This is a genomic window from Pyrococcus kukulkanii (genome assembly GCF_041647995.1).
In the GTDB taxonomy this organism is placed as follows: Archaea; Methanobacteriota_B; Thermococci; order Thermococcales; family Thermococcaceae; genus Pyrococcus.
Window position 1 is genome coordinate 26,407 of the sequence record NZ_JARRIB010000001.1, and the last position, 24,217, is coordinate 50,623.

The 24,217-nt window shown below is 44.9% G+C and carries 24 protein-coding genes and 1 other RNA gene; 17 read left to right on the forward strand and 8 right to left on the reverse strand.

The features are described from left to right. Positions 1–71 precede the first annotated feature (71 nt). The 3 genes from P8X24_RS00190 to gatD form a co-directional block, all read right to left on the reverse strand. Positions 72–127, reverse strand: an RNA gene (locus P8X24_RS00190) — C/D box small nucleolar RNA. Beyond that, on the reverse strand, positions 120–2,009 hold the full coding sequence (gene gatE / locus P8X24_RS00195) for a Glu-tRNA(Gln) amidotransferase subunit GatE (protein ID WP_372913545.1): 1,890 nt from the start codon (positions 2,007–2,009) through the stop codon (positions 120–122). The genes P8X24_RS00190 and gatE overlap by 8 nt, the downstream gene beginning before the upstream one ends. A gap of 12 nt (positions 2,010–2,021) precedes the next feature. Then, a complete protein-coding gene (gene gatD / locus P8X24_RS00200; protein ID WP_372913546.1) occupies positions 2,022–3,338 on the reverse strand; it encodes a Glu-tRNA(Gln) amidotransferase subunit GatD in 1,317 nt (438 codons plus the stop codon). Positions 3,339–3,398: 60 nt separating this feature from the next. Here gatD and P8X24_RS00205 point away from each other — a divergent pair, with 60 nt between their 5' ends. Further along, positions 3,399–5,039 carry an MGH1-like glycoside hydrolase domain-containing protein gene (locus P8X24_RS00205; RefSeq protein WP_372913547.1) on the forward strand — a complete coding sequence of 547 codons (1,641 nt, stop codon included), beginning with the start codon at positions 3,399–3,401 and terminating at the stop codon, positions 5,037–5,039. On the opposite strand, the gene P8X24_RS00210 is transcribed toward P8X24_RS00205, so the two are convergent. After that, complete coding sequence (locus P8X24_RS00210) at positions 5,020–6,462, reverse strand: L-fucose/L-arabinose isomerase family protein (RefSeq protein ID WP_372913548.1); 1,443 nt, start codon at positions 6,460–6,462, stop codon at positions 5,020–5,022. The two genes, P8X24_RS00205 and P8X24_RS00210, sit on opposite strands and share 20 nt — an antisense overlap. A 50-nt stretch (positions 6,463–6,512) precedes the next feature. On the opposite strand from P8X24_RS00210, the gene P8X24_RS00215 reads away from it, so the two are divergent. Then, the gene (locus tag P8X24_RS00215) at positions 6,513–7,442 is read left to right on the forward strand and encodes a carbohydrate kinase family protein (RefSeq protein ID WP_372913549.1); all 930 of its coding nucleotides are present in this window, start codon (positions 6,513–6,515) and stop codon (positions 7,440–7,442) included. Here the strand turns inward: P8X24_RS00215 and P8X24_RS00220 are convergent. Then, positions 7,432–7,704, reverse strand: a complete 273-nt coding sequence (locus tag P8X24_RS00220) for a DUF3213 domain-containing protein (RefSeq protein ID WP_372913550.1) — start codon at positions 7,702–7,704, stop codon at positions 7,432–7,434. The two genes, P8X24_RS00215 and P8X24_RS00220, sit on opposite strands and share 11 nt — an antisense overlap. A 5-nt stretch (positions 7,705–7,709) precedes the next feature. After that, the gene (gene tes / locus P8X24_RS00225; RefSeq protein ID WP_372913551.1) at positions 7,710–9,473 is read right to left on the reverse strand and encodes a tetraether lipid synthase Tes; all 1,764 of its coding nucleotides are present in this window, start codon (positions 9,471–9,473) and stop codon (positions 7,710–7,712) included. Between the two features lie 201 nt (positions 9,474–9,674). Here tes and P8X24_RS00230 point away from each other — a divergent pair, with 201 nt between their 5' ends. From P8X24_RS00230 to nuoI, 13 genes are read left to right on the forward strand one after another with little or no spacing between them, the layout of a single operon-like run. Then, entirely contained in the window at positions 9,675–10,181 is a 507-nt protein-coding gene (locus P8X24_RS00230; RefSeq protein ID WP_372913552.1) for a Na+/H+ antiporter subunit E, read from the forward strand. Next, entirely contained in the window at positions 10,178–10,432 is a 255-nt protein-coding gene (locus P8X24_RS00235) for a monovalent cation/H+ antiporter complex subunit F (RefSeq protein WP_372913553.1), read from the forward strand. Before P8X24_RS00230 ends, P8X24_RS00235 begins: the two co-directional genes overlap by 4 nt. Further along, entirely contained in the window at positions 10,429–10,806 is a 378-nt protein-coding gene (gene mnhG / locus P8X24_RS00240; RefSeq protein ID WP_372913554.1) for a monovalent cation/H(+) antiporter subunit G, read from the forward strand. Before P8X24_RS00235 ends, mnhG begins: the two co-directional genes overlap by 4 nt. A 12-nt stretch (positions 10,807–10,818) precedes the next feature. Continuing rightward, entirely contained in the window at positions 10,819–11,103 is a 285-nt protein-coding gene (locus P8X24_RS00245; RefSeq protein WP_372913555.1) for a DUF4040 domain-containing protein, read from the forward strand. Between the two features lie 3 nt (positions 11,104–11,106). Beyond that, positions 11,107–11,814 carry a Na(+)/H(+) antiporter subunit B gene (locus tag P8X24_RS00250; protein WP_372913556.1) on the forward strand — a complete coding sequence of 236 codons (708 nt, stop codon included), beginning with the start codon at positions 11,107–11,109 and terminating at the stop codon, positions 11,812–11,814. Continuing rightward, entirely contained in the window at positions 11,811–12,155 is a 345-nt protein-coding gene (locus tag P8X24_RS00255; RefSeq protein ID WP_372913557.1) for an NADH-quinone oxidoreductase subunit K, read from the forward strand. Before P8X24_RS00250 ends, P8X24_RS00255 begins: the two co-directional genes overlap by 4 nt. Next, positions 12,152–13,633 carry a proton-conducting transporter transmembrane domain-containing protein gene (locus P8X24_RS00260; protein WP_372913558.1) on the forward strand — a complete coding sequence of 494 codons (1,482 nt, stop codon included), beginning with the start codon at positions 12,152–12,154 and terminating at the stop codon, positions 13,631–13,633. The genes P8X24_RS00255 and P8X24_RS00260 overlap by 4 nt, the downstream gene beginning before the upstream one ends. Continuing rightward, positions 13,630–15,483, forward strand: coding sequence for a proton-conducting transporter transmembrane domain-containing protein (locus tag P8X24_RS00265; RefSeq protein WP_372913559.1), 1,854 nt, complete (start codon positions 13,630–13,632; stop codon positions 15,481–15,483). The genes P8X24_RS00260 and P8X24_RS00265 overlap by 4 nt, the downstream gene beginning before the upstream one ends. Positions 15,484–15,486: 3 nt before the next feature. Then, a complete protein-coding gene (locus P8X24_RS00270) occupies positions 15,487–16,416 on the forward strand; it encodes a respiratory chain complex I subunit 1 family protein (RefSeq protein ID WP_372913560.1) in 930 nt (309 codons plus the stop codon). Positions 16,417–16,426: 10 nt separating this feature from the next. After that, positions 16,427–17,005, forward strand: a complete 579-nt coding sequence (locus P8X24_RS00275) for a NuoB/complex I 20 kDa subunit family protein (protein WP_372913561.1) — start codon at positions 16,427–16,429, stop codon at positions 17,003–17,005. Further along, positions 17,002–17,526: an NADH-quinone oxidoreductase subunit C gene (locus P8X24_RS00280; RefSeq protein ID WP_372913562.1), complete on the forward strand. Its 525-nt coding sequence runs from the start codon at positions 17,002–17,004 to the stop codon at positions 17,524–17,526. The genes P8X24_RS00275 and P8X24_RS00280 overlap by 4 nt, the downstream gene beginning before the upstream one ends. Before the next feature lie 10 nt (positions 17,527–17,536). Beyond that, a complete protein-coding gene (locus P8X24_RS00285) occupies positions 17,537–18,712 on the forward strand; it encodes an NADH-quinone oxidoreductase subunit D (protein WP_372913563.1) in 1,176 nt (391 codons plus the stop codon). A gap of 5 nt (positions 18,713–18,717) precedes the next feature. After that, on the forward strand, positions 18,718–19,338 hold the full coding sequence (gene nuoI, locus P8X24_RS00290; protein WP_372913564.1) for an NADH-quinone oxidoreductase subunit NuoI: 621 nt from the start codon (positions 18,718–18,720) through the stop codon (positions 19,336–19,338). Here the strand turns inward: nuoI and coaBC are convergent. Beyond that, on the reverse strand, positions 19,330–20,535 hold the full coding sequence (coaBC, locus tag P8X24_RS00295; RefSeq protein WP_372914164.1) for a bifunctional phosphopantothenoylcysteine decarboxylase/phosphopantothenate--cysteine ligase CoaBC: 1,206 nt from the start codon (positions 20,533–20,535) through the stop codon (positions 19,330–19,332). The two genes, nuoI and coaBC, sit on opposite strands and share 9 nt — an antisense overlap. 72 nt (positions 20,536–20,607) lie before the next feature. On the opposite strand from coaBC, the gene P8X24_RS00300 reads away from it, so the two are divergent. After that, positions 20,608–20,949 (forward strand): DUF4870 domain-containing protein, encoded by a 342-nt coding sequence (locus P8X24_RS00300; protein WP_372913565.1) that lies wholly within the window; start codon positions 20,608–20,610, stop codon positions 20,947–20,949. Between the two features lie 50 nt (positions 20,950–20,999). Further along, the gene (locus P8X24_RS00305; RefSeq protein ID WP_372913566.1) at positions 21,000–22,913 is read left to right on the forward strand and encodes a S16 family serine protease; all 1,914 of its coding nucleotides are present in this window, start codon (positions 21,000–21,002) and stop codon (positions 22,911–22,913) included. Here the strand turns inward: P8X24_RS00305 and P8X24_RS00310 are convergent. Next, a complete protein-coding gene (locus P8X24_RS00310; RefSeq protein ID WP_372913567.1) occupies positions 22,900–24,183 on the reverse strand; it encodes a phosphoadenosine phosphosulfate reductase domain-containing protein in 1,284 nt (427 codons plus the stop codon). The two genes, P8X24_RS00305 and P8X24_RS00310, sit on opposite strands and share 14 nt — an antisense overlap. Positions 24,184–24,217: the final 34 nt, after the last annotated feature.

Below are 24,217 nucleotides of genomic sequence, written 5' to 3' on the forward strand. Positions count from 1 at the left end.
AATCATCACTGCTCAGCGAGGTAGGCCTCATCATCCGTCAAAAAGAGAGAAAGAAGGGTTAAAAAAGATAGAGGTCAGATACCCTAGGGTTCATCACGCTTCAGGTCTAGCGAACCTCATCATCCCTGGGAGAGTTCCTGGATCTTCTTCCTCACGATCTGGCTTACCAATTTACCGTCTGCCTTGCCCCTCACCCTTGCCATGACCCTACCCATGATTAAACCCATGGCCCCCATACCCTTGGCCTTCACAACATCAACGTTCTGCTGTATTACTTCCTCAACGATTTTCACGACTTCCTCCTCGCTCAATAGTGTTAATCCTCTCTCTTGAGCTACTTGCTCAGCTGTCTTCTCCGGGTGCAGAGCGAGCTCCTTGAATATCTCCTCAAAGGCCTCCTTCGCTATCTTCCCTTCGAGATAAAGTTTGAAGGCCTCCCTTATGTGATCCTCAGTAATGTTCTCAATTGGAACATCCTTCCTTAATCCCTTAAGAACGACTACTAGAACCGAAGCCGCAAGCGATGGCTTAACGCCCATCTCAATTAGCTCTTCGAATAGCTCATCCCTTTCATCGTCAACCAACGTTTGTGCTAAGCTTCTATCAATCTTGTACTCCTTAACGTACTTCTCAACCTTAGCCTGGGGTAGCTCTGGGAGGTTCTCCTTTATTCTTCTCTTCAGATCATCCGGAATTCTCAGTGGAGGTACATCCGTCTCGGGATACATTCTAGCCTTTCCTGGGAGCGGTCTCATGTACTGCGTATTACCATCTGGAAGGGCCCTCCTCGTCTCTTCGGGAACACCTTCAATTGCCTCCCTTGCACGTTTAATCACTTCACGCAGAGCATTCTTCGCTGTTTCTTCCTCGGCGGCAACCAAAACGAAGGCATCCTCATTTCCAAGGCTGAGCCGTTCGACGACCTTCTCGACTTCCTCCTGGGTTATGCCGTAGTTTGGCAACTCATCACTATGGAATATCCCAGGAACGTACTTCTTTGCCCTGTCCGCAAATTCAGTTCCCAGCCTCCTTCCAGGCTGAATTTCCATCCCTATTAGACCCCTAAACTTAGGAAGCTTTATCGCCAAAACTTTGCCGCCCTTCTTTATTGTCCTCCCAATAATCTTTGACTTGGTGTTTTGGAAGATATCGGTTACATCGTAGAATTCTTCCTTTATATCCTCGGGTTTAACTCCCCTCTTCCTCAGCTCATCCCTTATTTTCAGCAGATTCAGTTGCCTCTGTACCTCCCTCTCTATTATTAGAGGGATCATGTCCAGTTCTTGAACTCCCTTTATCTCTATCCTTGCCCCGCCCTTTATAGAAACGTTTAAATCCTGCCTTATAGTTCCAAGACCACGCTTGACCTTCCTTGTCGCCCTTAAGGCATCACCAATGAACTTTGCAACAACTTTAGCCTGCTCTGGATGGTGTATATCTGGAGTGGTGCTTATCTCAATTAGGGGTATGCCAAGCCTATCTACCCTATAAATTACCTCCCTGTCCTTCCTCTCTATTATCCTCGCAGCATCTTCCTCAAGGCATATAGTTGGGATTCCAACTGTTCCCCAGGGCGTCTCAACTTTTCCATCGGTAGCTATTATAGCGGTTCTCTGGAATCCAGAAACATTTGAACCGTCAATAACGATCTTCCTCATGTAGTAAATCTCATCTACGGGCTTTGCGTTTAGAAGGTAAGCAATTTGAAGGGCAACCTCCAAAGCCTCCCTGTCGGGACCCCTTGGAGGTTCCTCATCCATATAGACGAGATCGCTTAGCTCATTGTTTCCCTCATAAATATAAATTCTCCCCTTCTTGAACTCCTCAAGCGCCGCCGGATCAACTTCACCTAGTTCACTCATTGTGGGTCTTAGCCTTCTTTGAAACGTGAAATCAACTTTGTCCGTTAGCTCGCTTGGAACTGGAGAGAAGAGCTTTTTTGTATCAAGTTGACGGTGAATCTCCAATCCAACTTTAAGGCCAATTTGTTCATAGTCGATGTTAGCCATCTCCACCACCCCTTAAATTAGATAAGTATTGGGCTTCGTGTAGGGAGTTATTTCTCCCGCATAGTTAGTCAGCATCATGTTTCTCACTTCATTGAGATCTTGAGTGTGGCCTAAAACCCACATCAGCTTTACATAGGCCGTCTCCGGTAACATGTCCTCACAGGGGATAACTCCTGCTTTTAACAATCTTCTTCCCGTTGCGTAAACGTTCATGTGAACCCTTCCGTAGAGGCACTGGCTAGTCATGCAAACTGCAACCCCCTCTTCTACTGCCCTTCTTATTGAAGGTATCATATCGTTTGGTGTATGACCTAACCCAGTTCCCTCTATAACTATTCCCTTGTACCCTCTGTCGACAAAGAAGTCTATTATCTCAGGGCTTATACCAGGGTACATCTTCACCAAGGCAACTTTTTCCTCAATTTTATCATCAACCCAAACCTCCCCCTCGTTCCTCCTCCGGTAGTCATCCCTTAGGAACTCTATTTTACCGTCGCTCCATATCTTAGCTATGGGAATATCGTTTATGCTTCTAAAGGCGTCTCTCCTGCTTGTATGCATCTTCCTTACTTTGGTTCCCCTATGGGCAAGGCAGTAAGTATCCCCGGTTTCACCGTGCATCACAACCATGACCTCCGCCACTTCGCTGACCGCCATTCTGACCGAGCATATCAGGTTCATCGCGGCATCGCTACTCGGCCTATCACTACTCCTTTGAGCACCTACCAATATTACAGGCTTATTGAGATCCCTAAGCATGAAACTTAAGGCCGCAGAAGTATACCCCATGGTATCGGTTCCATGAGCAACGACAACTCCATAAGCTCCAGAGTTCAGCTCCTTCGCCACTTCATGGGCTATTCTTACCCAGTGGGAAGGCTTCATGTCCTCGCTGAAGATGTTGAAGAGTAACCTGGACTTAACGTTTGCTATCTCAAATATTTCCGGGACAGCTTTAGCTAGTTCTTCTGCCGTGAACGCAGGATAAACTGCTCCAGTTTCATAATCAACTCTACTGGCTATAGTTCCTCCAGTTCCCAGAATTGTAACACTTGGAAGGTTGGGCTTAGGCTCAAGCTCTGCCTTAAAATGAACCTCAGGCCTTGCCTTTGCCCTTTCAATGACTTCTATAGAGGTAATCTTATCTACGGCAATCCCAATGTTGTAGCCATTGTCGAGCTTTATAACTAAAGTGTCTCCTTCAGAAAGTTCGTACGGTGGCATTACAAGACCCTTATACTCAATTTTCTCTCCATCCTCCAGCTTAACGAGCTTAACGTAATCACCAATCCCAATTCCATGCCTCTTCATGAACTCTTCAACTTTCATTTCGCTCCCCCATCTTGAAAGGGGGGACAAGTTTAAAGTATTTTATCCAAAAATTAATGCATGCTGGCGAGTGGGCCCGCATTTATAAAGGCTAAAGGAAATGAGATAGCATTATTCTCATATGATACTGAACTCTGCGAACTTGAAGTTGAGGTGGATCTCCCAAATAAGAGAATCAGACAGCTCAATAGTGATGAATACGTTGAGGAGATAATAATAGCCAACCCAAAGGGTAAAAATGTGAAGCCAAATGTCAATGTGAAACTAAAGCCAAAGTTTAGAGACATCTTTGAAGTGCGGGGAATAGTTCATCCTATTGAAAGAGAGATAAAAAGGGAAGGAAATAGGTACTCATATAGGGGAATTGATGGAGTTGAGAGATGGTTTAAGGTCTCCATATCTAGTATTCCAAGTATAAGGGGAAAGTCTTTTGGGAAGATTAGAGTGGGAATAAAGTTTGGGGCTGCTCTACCCCCAATTAAAAAGTATAATCCCAGGATAAGAGGAAAAGGACTAAATGGGTTACTAGAGAAGGCTATCTATCATATAAATCTTCTAAGTGTTATTATTGACGGTAATACAATCTTATTTGCCGGAATTCCAGATTACTACTGTATCTTCGGGAGAGATTCAATAATAGCCTCACTCTTCCTGCTACCGTACGCTCCAGAGTACGCGAGAGGAACACTTAAAATATTGGCAAAGCTCCAAGGAAAGAAGTTTGATAAAAGAACACTTGAAGAGCCAGGAAAAATTCCGCATGAATTCAGATTTGGAGAGTTATCCTTATCTAAGAAGATGCCTTTCTCTCCTTATTACGGATCAATAGATTCAACTCCCCTATATGCCCTTCTTGCCTGGGAGTACCTCAAAACTACGGGAGATGAAAAGTTAATCCAAGAGATAAGAGAACCCCTGCTCAAAGCGTACGAATGGATTATTGTGAAACTTGAAGAGGAAGGATTTATTAAGTACGACTTTGCAAATCCATTTAGGCCAATGAATCAAGGATGGAAAGATTCAAAAGAAGGAGTTCCCGGGGCTAAACCCCCTATAGCTTTGGTTGAGGTACAAGGTTACGCTTACGCCGCACTCATGGGATTTTACGAGTTTCTAGGAATTAAAGAAGCAAAGGAAAAAGCAAGGAAATTAAGGAGAAGGTTTAACAGATTATTCAAAGGAAAGAGAGGGTACAAACTAACCCCAGATTCAGATGTTTTAGCATCGAATCAGGGGCATCTTCTTTTTACAGGTATCGCAGATGATCCAGAGAAAATAATTGAAGCACTTTTCTCCCAACAGCTAATGACAAGGTGGGGGATAAGAACCCTGGGAGAGAATGAGGAGGCTTATGACCCCTTCAGCTATCATAATGGTAGCATATGGCCACACGACAATGCAATAATAGCCTTGGGTCTTTGCAGGGTGGGAGAACAGGAGAAGGCCGACGAGATCGGGAAGAGGGTTGTGGATGCACTTTACAGCCTCAACAAGATTCCAGAGCTGTACGCGGGCCTCGATTCACCAGTTCCCTTTGAAGTTGAAAGGGCAAATGAGCCACAAGCTTGGTCTGCAGCAGCAATCTTCGCCTTCATAACGGTGGCCATTGAAAATGGTAAGACTCTACTCCCAGACCTCAAGCTGAAGTCTAGAATAAACGTTGAAGTTAAAGATGGAAAGGTTAAAGCAGAAACTCCCTGACGTCAAGAGGATCGCTAAGATCAACAGCTTTAATCCCCCAAATCTTTGCGACGAACTTCAACTCTTCAGTGTAGTCCCCAGGAACAAGGCTTAAGTGGTTTGCGCCCATAACGCTTATGAAGTCCTGGGCATCGAGGGGGTTCTTTATTGCTGTGTGGGGCCACTGTTTGCCCCACTTGAGCTTTTTCTCAATCTCCTCCGTTATCTCAACGCCTTCAGTGAGGAAGTACAGCAGATAATATTCCCCGTTCCTCCTTATAAGTCTCGTAACCGTGAACTCGGCAGGGGGAGTTCTGTAGGTTAGGGCTCCTCCACTCTTTCCCTGACACTGGCCCTGTACAGTTACGGCTCTGAGGTTTTCTTCCGGATCATCGCTAAGCCTAGCATAATATAGAGAGGAGGCACCGCAGTTTGCTATTATCACTATTTCATCATCCACGTACTTTATATCGCCAAACAAAGGAGGCTTTCCGCTCAAGTAGTACAGAAGAGAGGAACTTATAGTCCCCTTGATATCTCCCTCACAGGTTGCCGGAACTATCGGCTTCTCCCCAAATGCGTCAACATTGAACGGGAAGAAGGCCGGAATTAGGCAAGCCGTTGTTCCATAAATCTCACTTAGCTCGGGCTGGCACTTTATCGAAACACCCCCAACTTCATCCTTATATCTCTCCCAGACTTTTTTAGCACCTAGATAAATCCTTATCTGCCTCTTTAGCGAATCTGGGGTTAGCATTTTTTCGTCGAACTTAACCTTCATCTTCTCAAGCAACCACTCATAAAACCTCTCAATCTCCTCTTCACTTATATCTTCGTGGAGGATTACGTACTGATCCAGCATTATAAAGTCCCCAATAAACCTCTTGAGCCTTGGAAGGTCGTCCATGAGATGCTCCATTCCAAGAGTGTAGGGACTTCCAAAGAGCAACAGCTTCTTCCTTGAAAGTTCACTTACCGCTTCAACGGCTCTGGCCCAGGATTTAACCAGTTCTACGTCCCCGATAATCCTAGAGTGCCTTAGGGCGTGCTCATTAACACTGCTCTCCCACAGAGAGGCTCCAACTGATGTAACGCAAGTTGCCCCAGCCCAAGCAGGATCTCCATCTGAGTAGAGGAGAATAGGCAAATTGGCTTCCTTAAGGAAGTACGTAACTAAGTTACTCTCCGTCCAGTGCCACAGTCCAAGGATTACTCCAGAAAGACCTTTGGATTTGGCAATCCTTCCGGCCTTTATCGACTCTTCAACACTATTTATTCCAAAGATCTCGCCCTCGTATTTCCCAAGCTCGGCGTTTAAATCAAGGACTTCAAATTCATTAGACAATTCTTTAATTAAATAATTATGCTTTTGTTTAATTGCTTCCTCTCTTTCTTTGGATAAAGCTGTTGGCCTAGGGTCAGTAAATGATACTACCCCAATCATGGCTAATCCCTTTAATAGTTTGGAGGAGAGAATAAATAAATGGTGGTGGCATGATAACCTCAGTCGGGGAAGTTCTCATAGACATGATAGCTGCTGAAGAAGGGAATTTAAAGGACGTTAAGAGGTTTGAAAAGCATCCTGGGGGTGCACCAGCCAATGTTGCCGTCGGAGTCTCCAGATTAGGCGTAAAGGCTTCGCTAATAAGTAAAGTGGGGAATGACCCCTTTGGAAAGTTCCTACTTGAAAGGCTGAGAAGTGAAGGGGTAAACACAGAGGGCGTTGCAGTTGACATGGAGAAGCACACAGGGGTAGTGTTCGTCCAACTCAAAGGAGCTAAGCCATCATTCGTACTCTATGACGGAGTTGCATACTTCAACCTAAGGAAGGAGGACATTAATCTAAGCATCCTTGAAAATTCAAAGATAGTTCACTTTGGTTCCGTTCTACTAGCAAGAAGTCCAAGTAAGGAAACGATTCTCTGGATTATGAAGGAGCTTAGGGATAGGGTAGCTATCAGCTTTGACGTTAATATAAGGAGAGATCTCTGGAAGAACAGGGAAGAAGATATGTTTAAAGTCATTGAAGAGGCAATAAGATTCACCGATATCCTAAAGGTTAGTGATGAGGAGCTAAAACTGCTGGAAGAAAAAGGAATAAAAACAGAGGGGAGGCTACTGACAGCAATAACACTCGGAAAAGAAGGGTGCATTTTAAGAACCTGGGAACATGAAGTCAAAATCCCAGGATATCCAGTAAAGCCCATCGACACAACAGGGGCGGGAGACGCCTTCACAGCAGCGCTCCTTGTGGGCCTCATCGCGTTTAGAGAGTACTTCACCGAGAGCACCCTAATGAAAATTGGGAGGTTCGCAAACCTAGTTGCTGGACTCTCAACAACAAAAAGGGGAGCATGGAGCATCCCAAAAAGGGAAGAACTAATGAAATATAGCGAGGCAAGAGAAATATTCACTAAGCTTTGAGCTTATGGTTCCAACTCATGCTTTCCTCTATAACCTTTTCCAAGCTAACTTCTTCCATACCACTAACATTCGGCTGGAAGTCTTTAAGCTTTTCAAGTATCTCCTCAACCTTTATCCTCGAGTCGTCGAAGATTATCTTAGCCTCCTTAAGGTATGGATTTATGAACACCCTATAAATGGAGTCATTAACTGAAAGCTCGTACTGAAGCCTCTTAGCTTTCTCTTCACTTATCTTGCCCAGCTTTATGGTTATTTTTTTCATTTCCCTCACCTCTCGAAGTAGTTTTCGATGTCGATGTACGTCTTCCTGTAGAGCTCGCTCTTCTTCATCTTCTCAACGAACTCCTTAGTTCTCACGTACTTGTCCTTCATGTAATCCCAGTCAGGATGCAACTTCTTCCACTCTTCCCAGGAATAGCTGAATTGCCTCTGAACCTTGTCTCTGTATATCTCCGGGATAACATTGAAGGTACAGAATGGAACTATCCTCCCGTCGGGCATCGCGTAGTGGATGACACACCTTTCAACCCTCTCAACATCATAGTTGTATTCGTCCATGAAGTGCATCATTCCAAGGAACAGTGTCCTGAGGTGGAACTTACCAAGGGCATCATAGTTTCCATACATGAACGCGTTCTTAATTAACCCTAAGACGTCAAGACCCTTCGGCGCATTCTTTTCATCATAGAATTGCTTGAATTTTAGGAATACCGTCTCACCTATTGCCTTAAGCTTTGCAAGTCCCTTAAACCTAGCCTTTTCGATTTCATCAGCCTTCTCAAGTAGGAACTCCACAAAACCTTCCACATCTATGAACCTTGGAAGGGGTATAGCTTTCTTTTCTTCTTTGTCTAGGAACACATAAGTGGCAGCACCGCAGGCGAAGTGGCTCGTCATGTAGTACTTCTTTCCCGTGAATACCTCAAAGAACCTAGCTATGTGACCGGCAATTGGTATTGGATACCAATCTTCCCTCGCTATTACGCCATTGGTTTGCTCCTCTATCTTCTTTATTGCCCCCGCAATCGTGATCCTAAATCTCTGCCTCTCCTTCTTTGGAACCCTACCAACGAGAGATATTGGCTGGAAGTTAACTCCTCTAACTATATCAAGATGATTAAGGCCGAAGTTAATTATCGCCCCTGCCTCGTGGTCATTTACATTCCTTATGAGAGTTGGGACGAGAACTATTCCGGGCCCTCCTGCCTTCCTCACGTTCTCAAATATTAGTGGTATCTCCCAGTGGTTCTTCCAGTTGGTTTGTGGCGTCATTCCATCATAGCTAAGGTAAAGCGTGTTCACGCCAGCCTCCCTAATCTTCTTCACAAGCTCTGGCTCAAATGCAAGCCTTATTCCATCAGTATTCAGCTGAACGTGATCGTAGCCTTCCTCCTTTGCTATCTTGATTATCTCGATTAAGTCGTCCCTAAGGGTTGGTTCCCCACCGGTGAACTGAACGGCATTGGCCCCAATTGGGTGCTCCTTCTTTGCATTTCTAAGCATCATTCTAATTTGTTCTAATGTTGGCTCGTAAATTGGTTCTCCTTCACGGGCATAAAAGAAACAGTACCAGCAGTTTAAATTACATCTGTTCGTTAAGACGATGTTCAAAAGGCTCGTATGGGAGCGATGCCTTGCACAGAGGCCACAATCGAAGGGGCAGTTAACACCTGTATTTTCAACGTTCGCTGAAAACAGCTTCTTCTCTTCAAACTTCCATTTTGAGAACCTATAATATATATCAACATCCTCGTAGTATAGGTCAGTTATCATGCCCTCGGGGCACTTTTTGGTTATCCAAACCATACCGCCCTTTTCCCATACAACGGCGGGAACAACTCTCCTACTCTCTGGACATAATGAGTACGTCCTATGAGGTAGAGAACCACCATAACCTCTGCTTGCACGTTTTAGCATTTTTTCAAATTCTTCCTCAGTTATCTCTGGAAACTCAATTATTTCACGCATTCTCTTAGTAAGTGTCTCAAATTCCTTTTCACCGCTAGGAACCTCACCTATATTTTCAGCCATACCACCACCTGCCGAGTTTTCTAGCCTAAAGTATAAAAACTTTTGCGCATATATGAAAAGTTAGCTTCATAGGTCTGCATAGGTGTATAACCTAAGGTTTTAAACTTTACTATTTGGGGCAAACATTTATAAAAGTTTGTTCTAAACCAATGGTGTATCCAATGGAGAAAATTTCATACAATACATTTTGGAGGGTCAAAAATGGCAGAAGCAAGCCGAATTAGCAAGTACTTGTACACATTCATCGTTTTATTCATAATATGGCTTTTCTTAACGGCAAGCCTTGACCCCCAAGAACTCGTCATTGGGGCGATATTCTCCGCAATTGTGGCATCGCTCACGTACGATACCTTTACAACTAGAGGATTGAGAAATCTTCATCCCAAAAGAGTCGCCTATTTCGTGGCATACCTCCCCTACTTCCTCTGGGCCATGATCATGGCCAATCTCGATGTGGCATACAGGGTTCTTCATCCTAAGAGACCTATAAACCCAGGAATCGTTGAGTGCAGAACGGAACTTAGAAACAATGTTGGGAGGCTGGCCTTGGCAAACTCAATTACTTTAACTCCAGGAACGATAACCTTAGATGTTGATGGGGACAAGTACTTCATACATTGGATAGATGTGAAGGATGCCTCCGTTGAAGGAGCATCAAGGAATATTACGAAGCCTTTTGAAAAGTTTCTGAAGGTGATCTTCGAATGATAGGAATTAATATCTACCTCCTCCTAATAGCAATAGCAACCCTCCTAAGCATGTACAGAGTATTCAGGGGGCCAACCACAGTAGATAGGCTTGTTGCCGTTGATATAATGACTACGATAACCGTTGGCCTCATGGTACTATTCTCCCTGTACTACAGAAGGGCGATATTCCTCGATGTGGCGTTGGTTTATGCGATCTTATCGTTCGCTGGAGTCATAGCGTTCGCAAGGTACCTGGAGGGGGGACTATGAGCGTTTTAGCTTGGATTGGAGAGTTCTTAGTGCTGTTCGGAACGATATTCTACTTCCTCTCAACCCTAGGTCTCATCAGGATGCCAGATGTTTACAATAGGATGCAGACAGCTACGAAGAGTGCAACCCTGGGTTCTCTAGGGGTTATAGTGGGAACTGGCCTCTGGGCCGTGGGAGAAGGACTAAGCATTGCGTGGCTTACCAAGGCAATAGTAATTGCAACATTCCTTCTCCTCACGAATCCAATAAGTGCACACGCCCTAATCAGAGGAGCGTACAAGTCAGGAATACCCCTCTGGGAGGGCAGTGTAGTTGATAAGTACAGGGAGCACCTCGAGAAGAAGGTCTCCAATGGGAATGTAAGTGAGGAGTGAGGAGGGAGAAGGATGAACTGTGTAGCGTGTATTGAATACGTTATAATGGGCCTCATGATTGTCTCCGCAATTCTTGCTGTCGAATGGAGGGACTTACTAGCTGCAGTAGTCGGAATGACTGCCGTGAGTCTATTTGCATCGATATTATTCTTCTTCCTGCAAGCCCCTGACGTCGCCATGACCGAGGCGGCAATAGGAGCGGCCCTTAGCGGAGCGGTGTTCATCTTTGCAATCAAGAGAACGTACAGGTATGAGACAGAGGAAGAGGAGAAACCCGGCTGGTGGATGAGGTGGTGAGCCATGCTAAAAAGGGCACTTGCGATAGTTGCTATCCTAATCATAGGATACTGGCTTGCCCAAGGCTTATCCCAGGTTCCCTTCGGTCAAGATAAGATGCTTGTTAGTAAATACTACTTAGATCACGTTAAGGAGCAGACTGGAGCGGTAAACGCGGTAACGGCCGTTGTAGTTAACTACAGAGGTTTCGATACCCTGGGTGAGGTCACAGTTTTATTCATAGCTTCCACAGGTGTTGGAGCCCTTCTGTGGAGAAAGAAAAGGAAGAGAACCGCAAAGACTAAGGGATCCGTTGTGCTTACCACTGGCTCGAAGCTACTGTTCCCGTTTATAATGCTGTTTGGGATGTACATATTCATCCACGGTCACCTTACCCCAGGAGGAGGTTTCCCAGGAGGAGCAACGATAGCTACAGCCTTCCTCCTGATGTACATGGCATTCACAATCTACGAGATCCCACACAAAGGCTTCGAGGTCACGGAAGGGTTCGCAGGGATGGGCTACGTTCTCGTTGGCCTTATAGGATTGGCAATTGGTGGTTACTTTCTCTTCGACTGGATATGGCAGACGTGGCACCTTGGAACTAGCAACATAGGAAGGCTGGTCAGTGGAGGCTTCATCCCAGTAATCTACACGATCATTGGAATCAAGGTCGGAACAGAGCTCAGCGGAATTATAGACAACATGCTCAAGGAGGAGGTGAAAGAATGATCTCAGCCTATTACTTCGGGGCAATCGCTCTAATCCTCATAGGCCTCTACACTGTCCTAGTAAAGAAGAACCTCCTAAAGATACTCGTTGGGCTCAGCATAATGGAGACCGGTGTAAACTTGCTCCTGATAAGTATAGGATATGTATCTGGAAAGTCAGCTCCAATTCTTAGCGAAGGCATAACTCCTTCTCAAGCCGTAGATCCAATTCCACAGGCTCTAGTTCTTACCGCGATAGTTATAGGAGTTGCCACAACTGCAATGGCACTTAGCGTTGCTATAATCCTGTATGAGAAGTATGGAACCCTAAACATAGAAGAGATAAGGAGGTTGAGAGGATGAATCAGGTTGCATCCCTGTTAATAGCCCTTCCTCTCATCAGCGCATTCTTCGTTCCCGTGCTAAAACAGATAAACAAGTCACTGATAAAACCATACCTCGTCCTCATCACGTTAATCCAGACGGGAATAGCCGGATGGGTATTCAAAGAGGTGTACACAACTGGCAAGCCTATAATAATCTACGCCGGTGGCTGGAGGCCCCCAATAGGAATTAACCTCTACATAGGGCACTTTGCAGCGCTGTTCGTCCTGATAATAGCGGTCGTTAGCTTCATCATGGCCATCTTCAGCCTTAAAGCTGTAACAACTGAGCCAATAGACAAATATGCAATGCTCTTCCTCCTACTGATGCTTGGAGCTACCGGAATGATTGCCACGGGAGATATATTCAACCTATTCGTCTTCATGGAGATAACCGCGATCACAGCCTATGCCTTAACTGCATATAACAAGACCGGGGAGGCGGCAGAGGCCTCAATGAAGTACATAGTTTTGGGAGGAATAGGATCAAGCTTCTTCCTCGTAGGTGTTGCCCTCCTCTACGGGGCCACTGGAACGCTCAACATGGCCCAGCTGGCTGAGCTTGCAAACTCAATAAATCCAATAGTGGCCCAAGTGGGGCTAGCCCTCATAATGTTCGGGCTCGCGGTTGAAGCTGAACTGTTTCCCCTAAACGCTTGGGCACCTGATGCCTACCAAGCAGCCCCACATCCAGTAACGGCAATGTTCTCCGCCTTCGTTGTTAAGGCCGGAATATACGCCCTGGCAAGGCTACTCTACCTCCTACAAAAGGCCAGCGGCTGGAGCTCACTTCTTAGACTGCTCGTAATAATGGCAACTCTAACGGTCGTATTCGCCGAGCTTTCAGCATTAAGGCAGAAAGATGTCAAAAGGATGATAGCGTACTCGAGTATAGGTCAAGTAGGTCTAATAGCCTTAGCGTTCTCCCTGGGAACACAAGCTGGAGTCGATGCTGGGGTCTTCCACATGGTTAACCATGCAATAGTGAAAACCCTGCTCTTCCTCGCCATAGGGTACGTTGGAATTGCAATGGGCGGAACAACCATGGAGAACTTCGAGGGGCTGGGCAAGAAGATGCCGCTTACAGCACTAGCCATAACCGTAGCAGGGGCTGCAACGGTTGGAGTCCCCCTCTTCAACGTGTTCTGGAGCAAGCTTAGAATTATTCTAGCAACACTCCAAGCGGGGTTCTTTTGGGCCGCAGTGCTAGTGCTATTCGCGAGTGTAGTTGAGGCTGTCTATTACTTCAGGCTCATCCACAGGATGTGGTTCATGGGTGGAGGAATTAGGATCAAAGAAGGAGTCATAGCTGGTATTCTAGTCATATTAGCAGCAATTATAATCCTCATAGGTGTTGATCCAGCACCCGTGTGGAATATTGTCGTTAAGGCGGGAAGCGACATATTCAACGTGGCCAACTACGTTAAGAACGTTCCTCTCGTGGGGGTGGGATCATGAACGAGTTGCCAATCATCGTAATTTCCCCTCTAGTTGCAGGATTCCTAGCTTGGCTTCTAAGGATTAGGGGAGTAAGGGAGATCATTGGAGTTGCAGGCTCACTGATTCCCTTAGCCTTACTAATCAAGCTGTACCCCTCACTTGGGGAGAGGCTTGAGTTCACAATAAACATTGCAGGGTTTAAGCTTGGTCTAATGCTCTCCCACTTAACATGGGTATTTTCAATGATAGCTGCCGTTGTTGGCTTCACCGCTATCCTGGGGATGATATCAACTGCGAGGGACAACTGGGAGTGGCTCTTTGCTCTGATGAGCCTTACTGGAGTTCTTGGGGTATTCATGGCTTACGATCTAATAACGTTCTTCATAGCTTGGGAGATCATGACGTTTGCGAGTTTCATGATGGTTTTAAAATATAACAGGCATGCTTCACTGAAGTACTTCATCCTCAGCATAGTCGGGGCTTATGCAATGCTAATTGCGATAGGCCTCATATACGCCAAGACCGGAACGCTAACATTCCCGGAAGTTTCAGTAGCATTCACCCAAGATGCCATGACGAAGATGATGGGAGGCCCCGGACTATTCACGAAGACCGAGACAATGCTAATCTACGGCCTATTCCTCCTGGCCTTTGGTGTTAAAGCGGGAATGTTCCCACTTCACGTCTGGGCACCGGATGCTTACAGCGAAACCAATCAGAGCTATACTGCTATGTTCAGCGGAGTTTTGAGCAAAGCTGGTGTTTACGGGTTCATACTCCTCTACATCCTCATGTACGGGAAGCTCATAGTTGAGTTTGGCCACTTCAGGAGCGCGCCAACGTTTGGTTATATAATAGCGTTCCTGGGTGGTCTAACCATCATCGTAGGAGGAATTCTAGCGGCACTACAGGAGGACATAAGAAAGCTCTTTGCCTACTCAAGTATAAGCCAGATAGGATACATTCTAGTTGGCTTAGGTGTTGGAACCGCTCTAAGTATTGAGGCTGCAATATACCACGCGATAAGCCATGCTCTCTTCAAGGGATTGTTCTTCCTGATAGTGGCAACCCTAATCTACAGAACCGGAAAGACGGAATTCAAGGACTTTGGTGGACTAGCGGAGAAGATGCCTTATACCTTTGCCATGGCGTTCATAGCAATCCTCAGCCTAGCCGGAATTCCACCACTGGTAGGATTCGCAAGCAAATGGCTTATATTTGAAGCCGTAATTCATGAAAATCTCCCAATACTCGGTGGAATGATATTCTTTGGTAGTGCAATAGGTTTCGTCTACCTGATTAGGTTCACCTACGCAGTGTGGTTCGGCCAGAGACCAAGCGACCTTGAAGGTACAAAGGACGCACCCCTTCCACTAGCAATCGCTATGGGGATTCTTGGAGCTCTCAATGTAGTATTCGGAGTAGCCCCGGGAATAGTGGCTCAAGAACTCAACAAGATATTTGACAAACCAGTAATCGCCGGCAACATATGGGAGCTTGACCTTGGCTTCGGTAGGTACAACGGATTACTGCTAACGATATGGATGGTCATTGGAGTGCTCATTGCTGCAATAGTCTACTTCCTGGGTGCTAATGTTAGAAGGGTTCCGATTACCGACACGTACCAGTCAGGTAACCCGATAACGATGGAGTACAATCTCACGATAAGGAGGAACTTCTTCCTCCCGCTTAGGGAAGTGATGGCATTTTGGCTGAAAATAAGCTTTGACAGGCTTTATCATGATATTTGGAAGAGCATTGAGGACTTCGCCGAGACTGCAAGGAATTATGTTTACAATGGAAATGTTCAGGCTTATGCATGGTACCTCGCTATAATATTGGTAATACTCGCCGCGATGGGGGTGTGAAAAATGCTAGGGGTATTTCTTAAGGCCCTCCTAATAATTTTATACGCAACCCTTGTAGGATTCATGTTCATGGGGATAATTAGAAAGGTCACCGCAAGGATACAGAGGAGAATTGGACCTCCGATATATCAGCCTATAATTGACACCATTAAGTTCTTGAGCAAGAAGGAGAACATTACACATGGCGTCATTTACGACTTCGGAATCATCTTCGCACTAGGAGCTACGATACTCGCACTTATGTTTATTCCCCTTGGCGGAGTTAGCATACTCAGAGCCTATGGTGATTTGATCTTAATCACGTTCCTCCTCGAGATACCGATGCTCGGAATAATGTTTGCGGCAATGAGTTCAGGAAATCCATACGCAGGAATTGGCGCTCAGAGAGCTTTATTAACAATGCTTGCAATTCAGGTCCCCCTAGGATTTGCAATAGTTGCATTGGCTGAGTACTATGGAACATTCAGCACGTACGAGATTGTAATGGCTCAGCAAGCCCATGGGTGGAGCATATTTCACTTACCATTACTGCTCGCTGCCATAGCCTATGACATAGTCCTCCAAGCTATGTTTGGAAAAGAACCTTTTGATATTATGACAGCCCCAGGTGAAATATCCTTGGGCCCAATGGTCGAGTTCGGAGGAAAGCACATGGGTATCCTCCAGATACAGCACGCCATTGGCTTATTTGCAGAAACACTGTTCTTCTCGAACATATTCCTCGGAGGAGCCGTGGTAACGACATTCGCCAATTCAATACTCAACACGCTCGCAACGCTAGGCATTCTACTAATTAAGCAACTTGCAGTCCTCCTGCTAGCGATATTCATAAGCACGATATTCCCCAGGTTCACCATCGATCAGGCCGCGAGGTTCTACTGGAAGTGGCCAACGATAATTGCAGCTTTGGGTGCAATACTAGCGAGCTTATGAGGTGAGGAGGATGGTAGACTGGAGGTTGTTTGAGCCACTGTTCAACTGGGCGAGAAAGAAGAGTCTTTGGATTGTGTCCTTCTGTACAGGATGCGGTGGAATAGAGATGCCTCCGCTTATGACGTCAAGGTACGACATTGAGAGGTTCGGAATGTTGGCGGACCCAAGCCCAAGGCAGTACGACCTATTCCTTATAACAGGTTACGTGACCCCAAAGACTCTCAAAAGGATAATAATCACATATGAGATGGCGCCAGATCCCAAGTGGGTCTTAGCTCATGGTTCCTGCCCATTAAATGGTGGAGTGTACTGGGATTCTTACAACGCGATAAAGCATCTTGACAAGTATATCCCAGTTGATGTTTTTATAGCTGGATGCATGCCTAGGCCAGAAGCAGTTCTCGATGGGATACACAAGCTGATGGAGATGATAGAGAGTGGAGAAGCTGATGGATGGAAGAGGTACAGGGAGAACTACGAATGGTACAGGAAGAATCAAGATGAACTCTTGGGTGAAGGATGGAGGGAGAAAGAGGCGAGGAAGTGGATACCATGGCTCATTGACAAGAAAAAGGAGGTCAAAGAATGACTTGGGAAGTCGGGGAAGAGATCGTGAAGAAAATCCTAGAGAAAGCACCGTACGCAGAGGGCAGGGTTAGAAGAGAGAGGAGGCTTGAGTTCAAGATCCCAGCCGAGAGGATACGGGACTTCCTGATGCTCATGAAGGAGAACAACTTTCCACTAATGTTGCAGATATCGGCAGTGGATTGGGTCAAGGATGGAGAGATAGAGCTTGTGTATCACTTAATGAACGTTGAACTCAGAACTCATGCAATGGTTAAAGTTAGAATTCCCAGGGATCTTGACAAGGCAAAAATGCCAACGGTTAGGGACATTTATCCGGCAGCGGAAACCTACGAGAGAGATGTCCATGATTTCTTCGGCGTTTACTTTGAAGGTAACGAGAAGATGGAGATGCCATGGATTCTTGATGATCCGGAGAGAGGACTATACCCCCACAGAAAGGACTTTGACATGCTTGGTTACGTGAAGAAGAAGTATAAGATCCTGGATAGATTTGACGAAAATAAAGACAAGTACGTCATCTGAGGTGGTATTAATGGTCACCCAAGAGGAGTTAATTAAGGAAGCGAGAGAGAACGGGATGGAGCTCTATCCAATAGAGAAGGACACTTATGAGTTGTTCTTTGGTCCACAACACATGGCCACTGAGAACTTCAGCATAATCTTAAAGATGGATGGTAACAGGGTCGTAAAAGCCATAGCAAACCCAGGATTTCTCCACAGAGGCTTCGAAAAACTAGCAGAATTTAGGCCCTGGTACACGAACATAGCACTACTTCTTAGGATCTGTGTCCCAGAGTCCGATGTTCCCGAGGCGATATACTCAATGGCCGTCGATGAAATCATTGGCTGGGAAGTTCCAGAAAGGGCTCAGTGGATAAGGACTGTAGTTTTAGAAATGGCGAGGGTCTCAGCTTACCTCTTCTGGATAATGGGGCTAAGTTTTAAGTTAGGTGTTTACACCGCAGGACAGTGGGCCGCTGCATATAGGGAGAGACTCATGAGGCTCTTCGAAGAGTTGACGGGAGCCAGAGTCTACCATATTTACACGATTCCGGGAGGAGTTAGAAGGGATATCCCTGGGGATAAGTGGCTAAGACAACTAAAAGACACCGTTGAGTACATAAGGTCAAAGTTACCGGACTTTGACAACCTCGTATTCGAGAACTACATAACCTATAAGAGAATGGAAGGAATAGGAGTCATGGACAAGAAGTTCGCATTAGCAGAGGGAGTTACCGGGCCAAATTTGAGAGCAACTGGAGTTGCTTACGACGTGAGAAAGGATGATCCCTACCTCTTCTACCCAGAGCTCGACTTTGAAGTTCCAACGCTCAAGGAAGGGGATGCGCTAGCCAGAGCACTCGTAAGAAGGTACGAGCTTGAGCAGGATCTCTACATCCTGGAGCAACTGCTTGAAATGGGCCCGCCAAGTGGTTCATATAAGGTTGAAGACCCCAGGTTGAAGAATCTGCCAAGGTTCAAGGTTCCGGCAGGAGATGCCTTCGCTCACGTGGAATCAACAAAGGGGGATTTCGGAGCCTACATTGTCAGCGATGGGGGGAATAAACCCTACAGAGTTCACGTGAGGGGACCGAGCATTGCTCATGGAATAAGGGTGTTGGAACAGCTGTTAGTTGGAGCGAGAATAGCCGACGTCCCCATTATATTAATGAGCCTTGACAACTGTCCACCTGATATAGACAGGTGATGCTCATGCCCGCGAAAGTTGTTGGAGAAGATAAGGTCAAAAAGAGCCCCTCATTCATTAAACCCTGGCTTGGCCTTAAATACATCTTCAAAAAACCGGTTACGATAAAGATACCTTACGAAAAAATTGAACCCGCTCCAAAGTACAGGGGATTCCACACTTTAGACTGGAAAAAGTGCGTTGGGTGTAACTTCTGCGGTCAGATATGTCCAGCTAGGGCAATAGAGATGACGTGGATAGAGGTTGATGGTAAGATGGAGAAGAGACCACATCCAAAGATAGACTATGGGAGGTGCACCTTCTGCCAGTTCTGTGTTGATGTGTGTCCAACTGGGGCGCTGGGATTCATAGAGAGCTACATATTAACGACCACTGGAGAAGAGGAGGAGCTAGTCCTTTACGATTGGGTTCCAATACATCCGGACAAGTTCAAGGAAATACAAGAAGAATTCAAGGATTGGAGATTTCCAGTGGAAAAAATATACTTCAATGAAGAGACCGGCGAAGTAACTTACTACCTCAGGAACGGTGAAACGTTCAAGTTCAAGATCGTTGGATATGGAATAAGGCCACCAAAGCCAAAGACACAAACTCCACCAAAGAAAGAAGAAAAGAATTCAGAGTAACCTCTCTATTTCGTCCCATATTTTTTCCGCAAGCTCCCTCTTCTTCATCTTTGGCAGGTTTTTAATTTCATCTTTTGTTACAATAACGACCTTGTTTTCTTCGCTCCCGAAAGCTTCTAGCGTATTCCCAATGACCATGTCACTCTTAGCCCTCTCTATCTGTCTCTTTGCCTCGTTCACTAACCTATCCATGGATGTTTCAGCCTTAAAGCCAACTAGAAACACATCTGGCTGAATTTCTTTTATCCTATCTATTATTTTTGGAGTGGGCTCAAGTTCAAGTACAATCCTCTGACCGCTCTTTATCTTTTCCTGGGCCTTTACCTTAGGTCTGAAATCGCTTACAGCTGCAGCCATTATCACGACATCATACTTCTTCTTTGATAGCTCTCCTTCTATTACGTTAAGCATTTCCTCAACCGTTTCAACTTCTATCTGATTCTCCACGAAGCTGGGAACACTACCCTTTGTTTTTATTAGCGTGACCTCCGCCCCTCTAAAGTCCGCCTCCTCCGCTAAAGCAACTCCCATCTTTCCACTACTAGCATTAGTTATGAACCTTATTGGATCTAAGTATTCGCGAGTAGCCCCAGCAGTAACGAGAACACGCTTCCCTTTCAGGGTTTTCGGATGCAACTTCCTTATCACTCTATATACTATTTCATCAACTGTCGCAACTTTTGCCTTCCCTTCTTCTATCCTGGGGCCTATGAACTCCACGCCAAGCCTTTTCAGCTTTTCAATGTTTTCCCTAACTATTGGATGCCTGTACATGCTCTCGTGCATTGCAGGAGCTATCATTATTGGGATATGTGGGAATGCAGTTGTAACAACTGTAGTCACGGGAGTATCGTCTATTCCGCAGGCGATCTTACTAATGGTGTTGGCCGTTGCAGGGCACACTAAAATTAGGTCGGCCTTATTCTCATGCTCTCCTGCCAACTCAACATGCTCTATAAACCCCGTAATTTCAGTTACAACTGGATTTCCTGTTGCAAATTCCATAGCATAGGGGTGGATTATTTTTGTGGCACTCTCGCTCATTACCGCATGAACCTCAGCTCCATGTCTTATCAACTCCCTGGCAAGTTTCACACATTCAACTGCAGCTATGCTCCCAGGAATTGCGAGGACTATTTTCTTTCCAACTAGCTTTCTGCTTTTCGTTGCGTAGATAAGCTTAACATGATGGAGCATTTTTACCACCATGAAAATTTCTGTAAAAGCATTTTTAAGTAAATCTAAAACTCTCATAAGGAGGGAATAACCATGAGCAGCAAAACATCATTGGATCTAGAAGAGAACGTTGAGGCAGCCCTGAGTTACGTTGGGATCTTCATCACGGGTATAATAATCCTAGCCCTAGAAAAAGAGAGCGAGTTTGTGAGATTTCACGCCCTCCAATCAACGATAACGTTCCTGGGCTTGATACTTTTAGGAGCCGTCTTCAGAGTAATCCCAATTATTGGGTGGGTTTTTAATACGGTAGTAACAGTAGTTGCTTTAATAGCTTGGATACTCGGAATAATAAAGGCGTATCAAGGAGAGAAGTTCAAGTTCCCTATAGCTGGAGACTTGGCAGAATCTTGGCTTCCAAAAGTTAATATTTAAGCGAAACTCGTATATATCCCACTTTATTCCTATTTTTTCGGTGGCTGAAAATGAAGAAAAAGGTTGTAATGCTCCTTTTCGTTATGTTGGTTCTTCTTTCCAAATTAACTCTTGCCCAGTGTCCTTTGGAAGGGCGAACTGTAGTTTTAAAAGCTCCTGCAGTTTCAATGACCTCTACTGGAGAAATGATAGGAGTGCCAACTGAATTTGTAATTACGGTGGCTCCAGGGAGTGGGCATGTGTACGTTGAGACATGGCCCTTAACGGAAGTTGACATGCAGGCATCAGCAAGGCTCGCAGCTGAAGTAGCAGGCAGAATCCTAGGAATAGATATGAGCAAGTACGATGTTTTCATCCAAGTAAAGGCAGACTCTCCCATAATTGGAGGCCCATCGGCCGGAGGTACCATGACAGTAGGGATCATTGCAGCCCTTATGGGATGGGAACTTAAAAGCGACGTCATGATGACAGGAATGATAAATCCGGATGGAAGTATTGGTCCAGTAGGAGGAATATTAGAAAAAGCATCAGCAGCACACCAAGCAGGAGCAAGAATATTTTTAATTCCAGAAGGCCAAAGAATCCAAGTTGTAATGGAGACCCAGAGGAAACAAATTGGACCTATTACTCAGATAACTACAACCCAAAAGAAGGTAGATGTAGCAAAATATGCAGAAGAAAGATGGGGATTGAAGGTAATAGAAGTGAGGGATATTTACGATGCAATCTACTACTTCACAGGTCACAAGCTTGAAAGGCCCAAGCCTAAGGGGCAGATTCTAATAAGTACTAGTTTCCTGGAAAGAGATGCAAAGCAGGATTATGAAGATACCCTTAAGTACTACGAGAATATAAGTGAGAAGCTGAAGAATAGTGAAGTTAGTTATTCAACATACAATTACCTTAAAACAGCTCTTGACAGTGCATATAGAACCCTTCAAAGTGCGAAAGATGCTTTAAATAATGGAAAATACTACACAGCAATGAGTCTTGACTTCCAAGCGAGGATAATTATAAGACATGTTGATTGGTATATAGATGTTTATGAAGGAAGGGATCTTGAGGATATATTCCTTGAGGCAAAGAAGGAAATTGATGGGATTGAAACTTACGTTTCTAATCTCACAATAAGAGGAGTTACAATGTTACAAGCAGTGGCAGCCAGTGAAACAAGAATTGAGGATGCTAAAGAGTATCTAAAGGAAGCGCAAGCAGCATATTACAAACAAGACTATTGGGATGCAATTGGCAATGTAGCTTACGCTTATGAAAGAGCTAAAACTGCCAAATTGTGGGCCCAATTAGGGGAAAGATACGCAAAAGGAGAAACCATCTCAAGAGAAGCAATAAAGAAAGCCGCTAGAAATCAGCTTGACAATGCAAGGCTTATAGTTACATATATAACCTCTATGTTTGGCCAACAAAACCTTCAGGATCTTGTGGATACTTTAAACAAGGGAGAACAGTACTATGAAGATGGGAAATACTCAGCAGCACTGTTTTCGGCAATGGAGGCAAGGATAAGAGGAGAAGTTATACTTGACACGATAGGAATTGAGAACATTAGTGTTCTAAGGGATAAGCTTAAAATGATGAAAGAAGATGCAAAAATCGCAATAGGATTAGCTGAGGAGGGAGGAACGGTACCACTCTTATCAATGGCATACTATGAGTTCGCGGAGAGCTATGAAGCCAAAGGAGACCTACAGGACATCATAACAGCAATGATATTTTACCAGTATGCAAAGGAAACTGCAATGGTCTTCTTGGGTTGGAAATCCAGTGGTGAAAGTTCAAGTACCCCAACGATATCCTCACCAATAGGCCAAAATAGCACGGAGGTAACTACAACAATAACAATAACAAAAACGGAAACTATTACACAACCTACCTCTACAAGAATATGCGGACCCGCAATAATGGTGCTGATAGGAGTGCTAGTAGCAATCTTTAGGCGTCGTTGATTTTCCCTTCTTTCATAAATTTTGGAAGGTATCCAAGCTTACTAAGCAGATCTATCTCCCACTGGGCCAAACTTGGACATATCGTACAACCCAACCTGTAGAACCCCTGGTAATATAAGGGATGTAACTCAAACCCATTCATAAGGATGTATAGCTGAACCATTGCTCCGCTCCAGAACTTAATTGGCATTACCTCTGTTATCTCCCCTAAGGGGGTTTTCCTAGTTACAACAGGAGGTTTAAGCCTTCTCTTGGCACTCTCAGCATCCCTGTCTCCTACGATAAGTATTGGATTCTCAATTTCCCTTACAGCATTATAGAGAGCCTCGACCTTCATCTTTGTGCACCATCTATTGGTGTGGGTTGGTAAGCCATACTTATGAATGGGCATGGGAACGTTGACTTTCACAAGATTTATTCCAAGCTTTTTGGCTACTTCCTCAACGTATTCATCTGTTAAGGGCATTTCATATTCCATTCTCACATAGATAGCGGTGACTTCATCGAACACTTTACTGGCCAATATTAAAGTCGCAGTGGAATCTTTTCCACCGCTCCATGGCACTACTGCAGTTCTGTCGGCAAAGTTCCTGAGAAAAGATATGCTTGCTTTTTCAAAAGCATTAATATAATTTTCATTTGCTTTGATAGTTTCCTTAAGGGAAACTTCTTCAAGTGCAGGTGCTCTCCACTTAATCTCAGTGGGTTGGCCAAGAACCTTGCTTATTTCCGCTATTTTATTTGGACCCGAATAGTACTCCTCAATGTTCATAGTTTTTCTCAGAACCAAAGATACATCTCCGGGATCAAGACCCAGCAGATCAACCATATTCTTTCGGAAATCCTCTCCCATTGCAAAGTAGAGGTCATAATCTGGATTTATTTCCAAGCCAAGCGGATTATTAGGGGTAAAAATATAGTGATCAGCATCCCAAGCAACACCCAGCCTAAATCTAGCCTTTATCTCCTCAATATGAGAGTACAGCTCATCAACCCTCATGTTTCTAACTCTCTTCGTTCTGAGAACTCTGATGAAATAGGGCCCTTCTAGCTCATTTGCGATATCTTTCGCTAACTCCTTTTCCTTCTCTCCAAAAAGTAGTATCGGGATGTATGGATCGCTTAATGCATCGTGGAGGTTATCCTCTACTTCTTCAAACCTCCTCCCTCCACCTAAGCTCGAAACTCTCAAGTACCCTCCATAGTTTCTCTCATTGATGTACTGAATTGCCTTTGCATCTTTTCTTGCCCTGACTATTATATTAAACATCAAGAATTAAAAGAGGGGAGGGGTTTATAATATT

Excerpts from the sequence above, each read along its gene's own strand:
- P8X24_RS00235 (WP_372913553.1), top strand. The coding sequence starts at position 10,178 with ATGATAGGAATTAATATCTACCTCCTCCTAATAGCAATAGCAACCCTC.
- P8X24_RS00230 (WP_372913552.1), top strand. The coding sequence starts at position 9,675 with ATGGCAGAAGCAAGCCGAATTAGCAAGTACTTGTACACATTCATCGTT.
- P8X24_RS00310 (WP_372913567.1), bottom strand. The coding sequence starts at position 24,183 with ATGTTTAATATAATAGTCAGGGCAAGAAAAGATGCAAAGGCAATTCAG.
- P8X24_RS00280 (WP_372913562.1), top strand. The coding sequence starts at position 17,002 with ATGACTTGGGAAGTCGGGGAAGAGATCGTGAAGAAAATCCTAGAGAAA.
- P8X24_RS00245 (WP_372913555.1), top strand. The coding sequence starts at position 10,819 with ATGAACTGTGTAGCGTGTATTGAATACGTTATAATGGGCCTCATGATT.
- coaBC (WP_372914164.1), bottom strand. The coding sequence starts at position 20,535 with ATGCTCCATCATGTTAAGCTTATCTACGCAACGAAAAGCAGAAAGCTA.
- P8X24_RS00205 (WP_372913547.1), top strand. The coding sequence starts at position 3,399 with ATGCTGGCGAGTGGGCCCGCATTTATAAAGGCTAAAGGAAATGAGATA.
- mnhG (WP_372913554.1), top strand. The coding sequence starts at position 10,429 with ATGAGCGTTTTAGCTTGGATTGGAGAGTTCTTAGTGCTGTTCGGAACG.
- P8X24_RS00210 (WP_372913548.1), bottom strand. The coding sequence starts at position 6,462 with ATGATTGGGGTAGTATCATTTACTGACCCTAGGCCAACAGCTTTATCC.
- P8X24_RS00260 (WP_372913558.1), top strand. The coding sequence starts at position 12,152 with ATGAATCAGGTTGCATCCCTGTTAATAGCCCTTCCTCTCATCAGCGCA.
- P8X24_RS00275 (WP_372913561.1), top strand. The coding sequence starts at position 16,427 with ATGGTAGACTGGAGGTTGTTTGAGCCACTGTTCAACTGGGCGAGAAAG.
- nuoI (WP_372913564.1), top strand. The coding sequence starts at position 18,718 with ATGCCCGCGAAAGTTGTTGGAGAAGATAAGGTCAAAAAGAGCCCCTCA.
- P8X24_RS00300 (WP_372913565.1), top strand. The coding sequence starts at position 20,608 with ATGAGCAGCAAAACATCATTGGATCTAGAAGAGAACGTTGAGGCAGCC.
- gatE (WP_372913545.1), bottom strand. The coding sequence starts at position 2,009 with ATGGCTAACATCGACTATGAACAAATTGGCCTTAAAGTTGGATTGGAG.
- P8X24_RS00255 (WP_372913557.1), top strand. The coding sequence starts at position 11,811 with ATGATCTCAGCCTATTACTTCGGGGCAATCGCTCTAATCCTCATAGGC.
- P8X24_RS00215 (WP_372913549.1), top strand. The coding sequence starts at position 6,513 with ATGATAACCTCAGTCGGGGAAGTTCTCATAGACATGATAGCTGCTGAA.
- P8X24_RS00305 (WP_372913566.1), top strand. The coding sequence starts at position 21,000 with ATGAAGAAAAAGGTTGTAATGCTCCTTTTCGTTATGTTGGTTCTTCTT.
- gatD (WP_372913546.1), bottom strand. The coding sequence starts at position 3,338 with ATGAAAGTTGAAGAGTTCATGAAGAGGCATGGAATTGGGATTGGTGAT.
- P8X24_RS00270 (WP_372913560.1), top strand. The coding sequence starts at position 15,487 with ATGCTAGGGGTATTTCTTAAGGCCCTCCTAATAATTTTATACGCAACC.
- P8X24_RS00285 (WP_372913563.1), top strand. The coding sequence starts at position 17,537 with ATGGTCACCCAAGAGGAGTTAATTAAGGAAGCGAGAGAGAACGGGATG.
- P8X24_RS00250 (WP_372913556.1), top strand. The coding sequence starts at position 11,107 with ATGCTAAAAAGGGCACTTGCGATAGTTGCTATCCTAATCATAGGATAC.
- P8X24_RS00220 (WP_372913550.1), bottom strand. The coding sequence starts at position 7,704 with ATGAAAAAAATAACCATAAAGCTGGGCAAGATAAGTGAAGAGAAAGCT.
- P8X24_RS00265 (WP_372913559.1), top strand. The coding sequence starts at position 13,630 with ATGAACGAGTTGCCAATCATCGTAATTTCCCCTCTAGTTGCAGGATTC.
- tes (WP_372913551.1), bottom strand. The coding sequence starts at position 9,473 with ATGGCTGAAAATATAGGTGAGGTTCCTAGCGGTGAAAAGGAATTTGAG.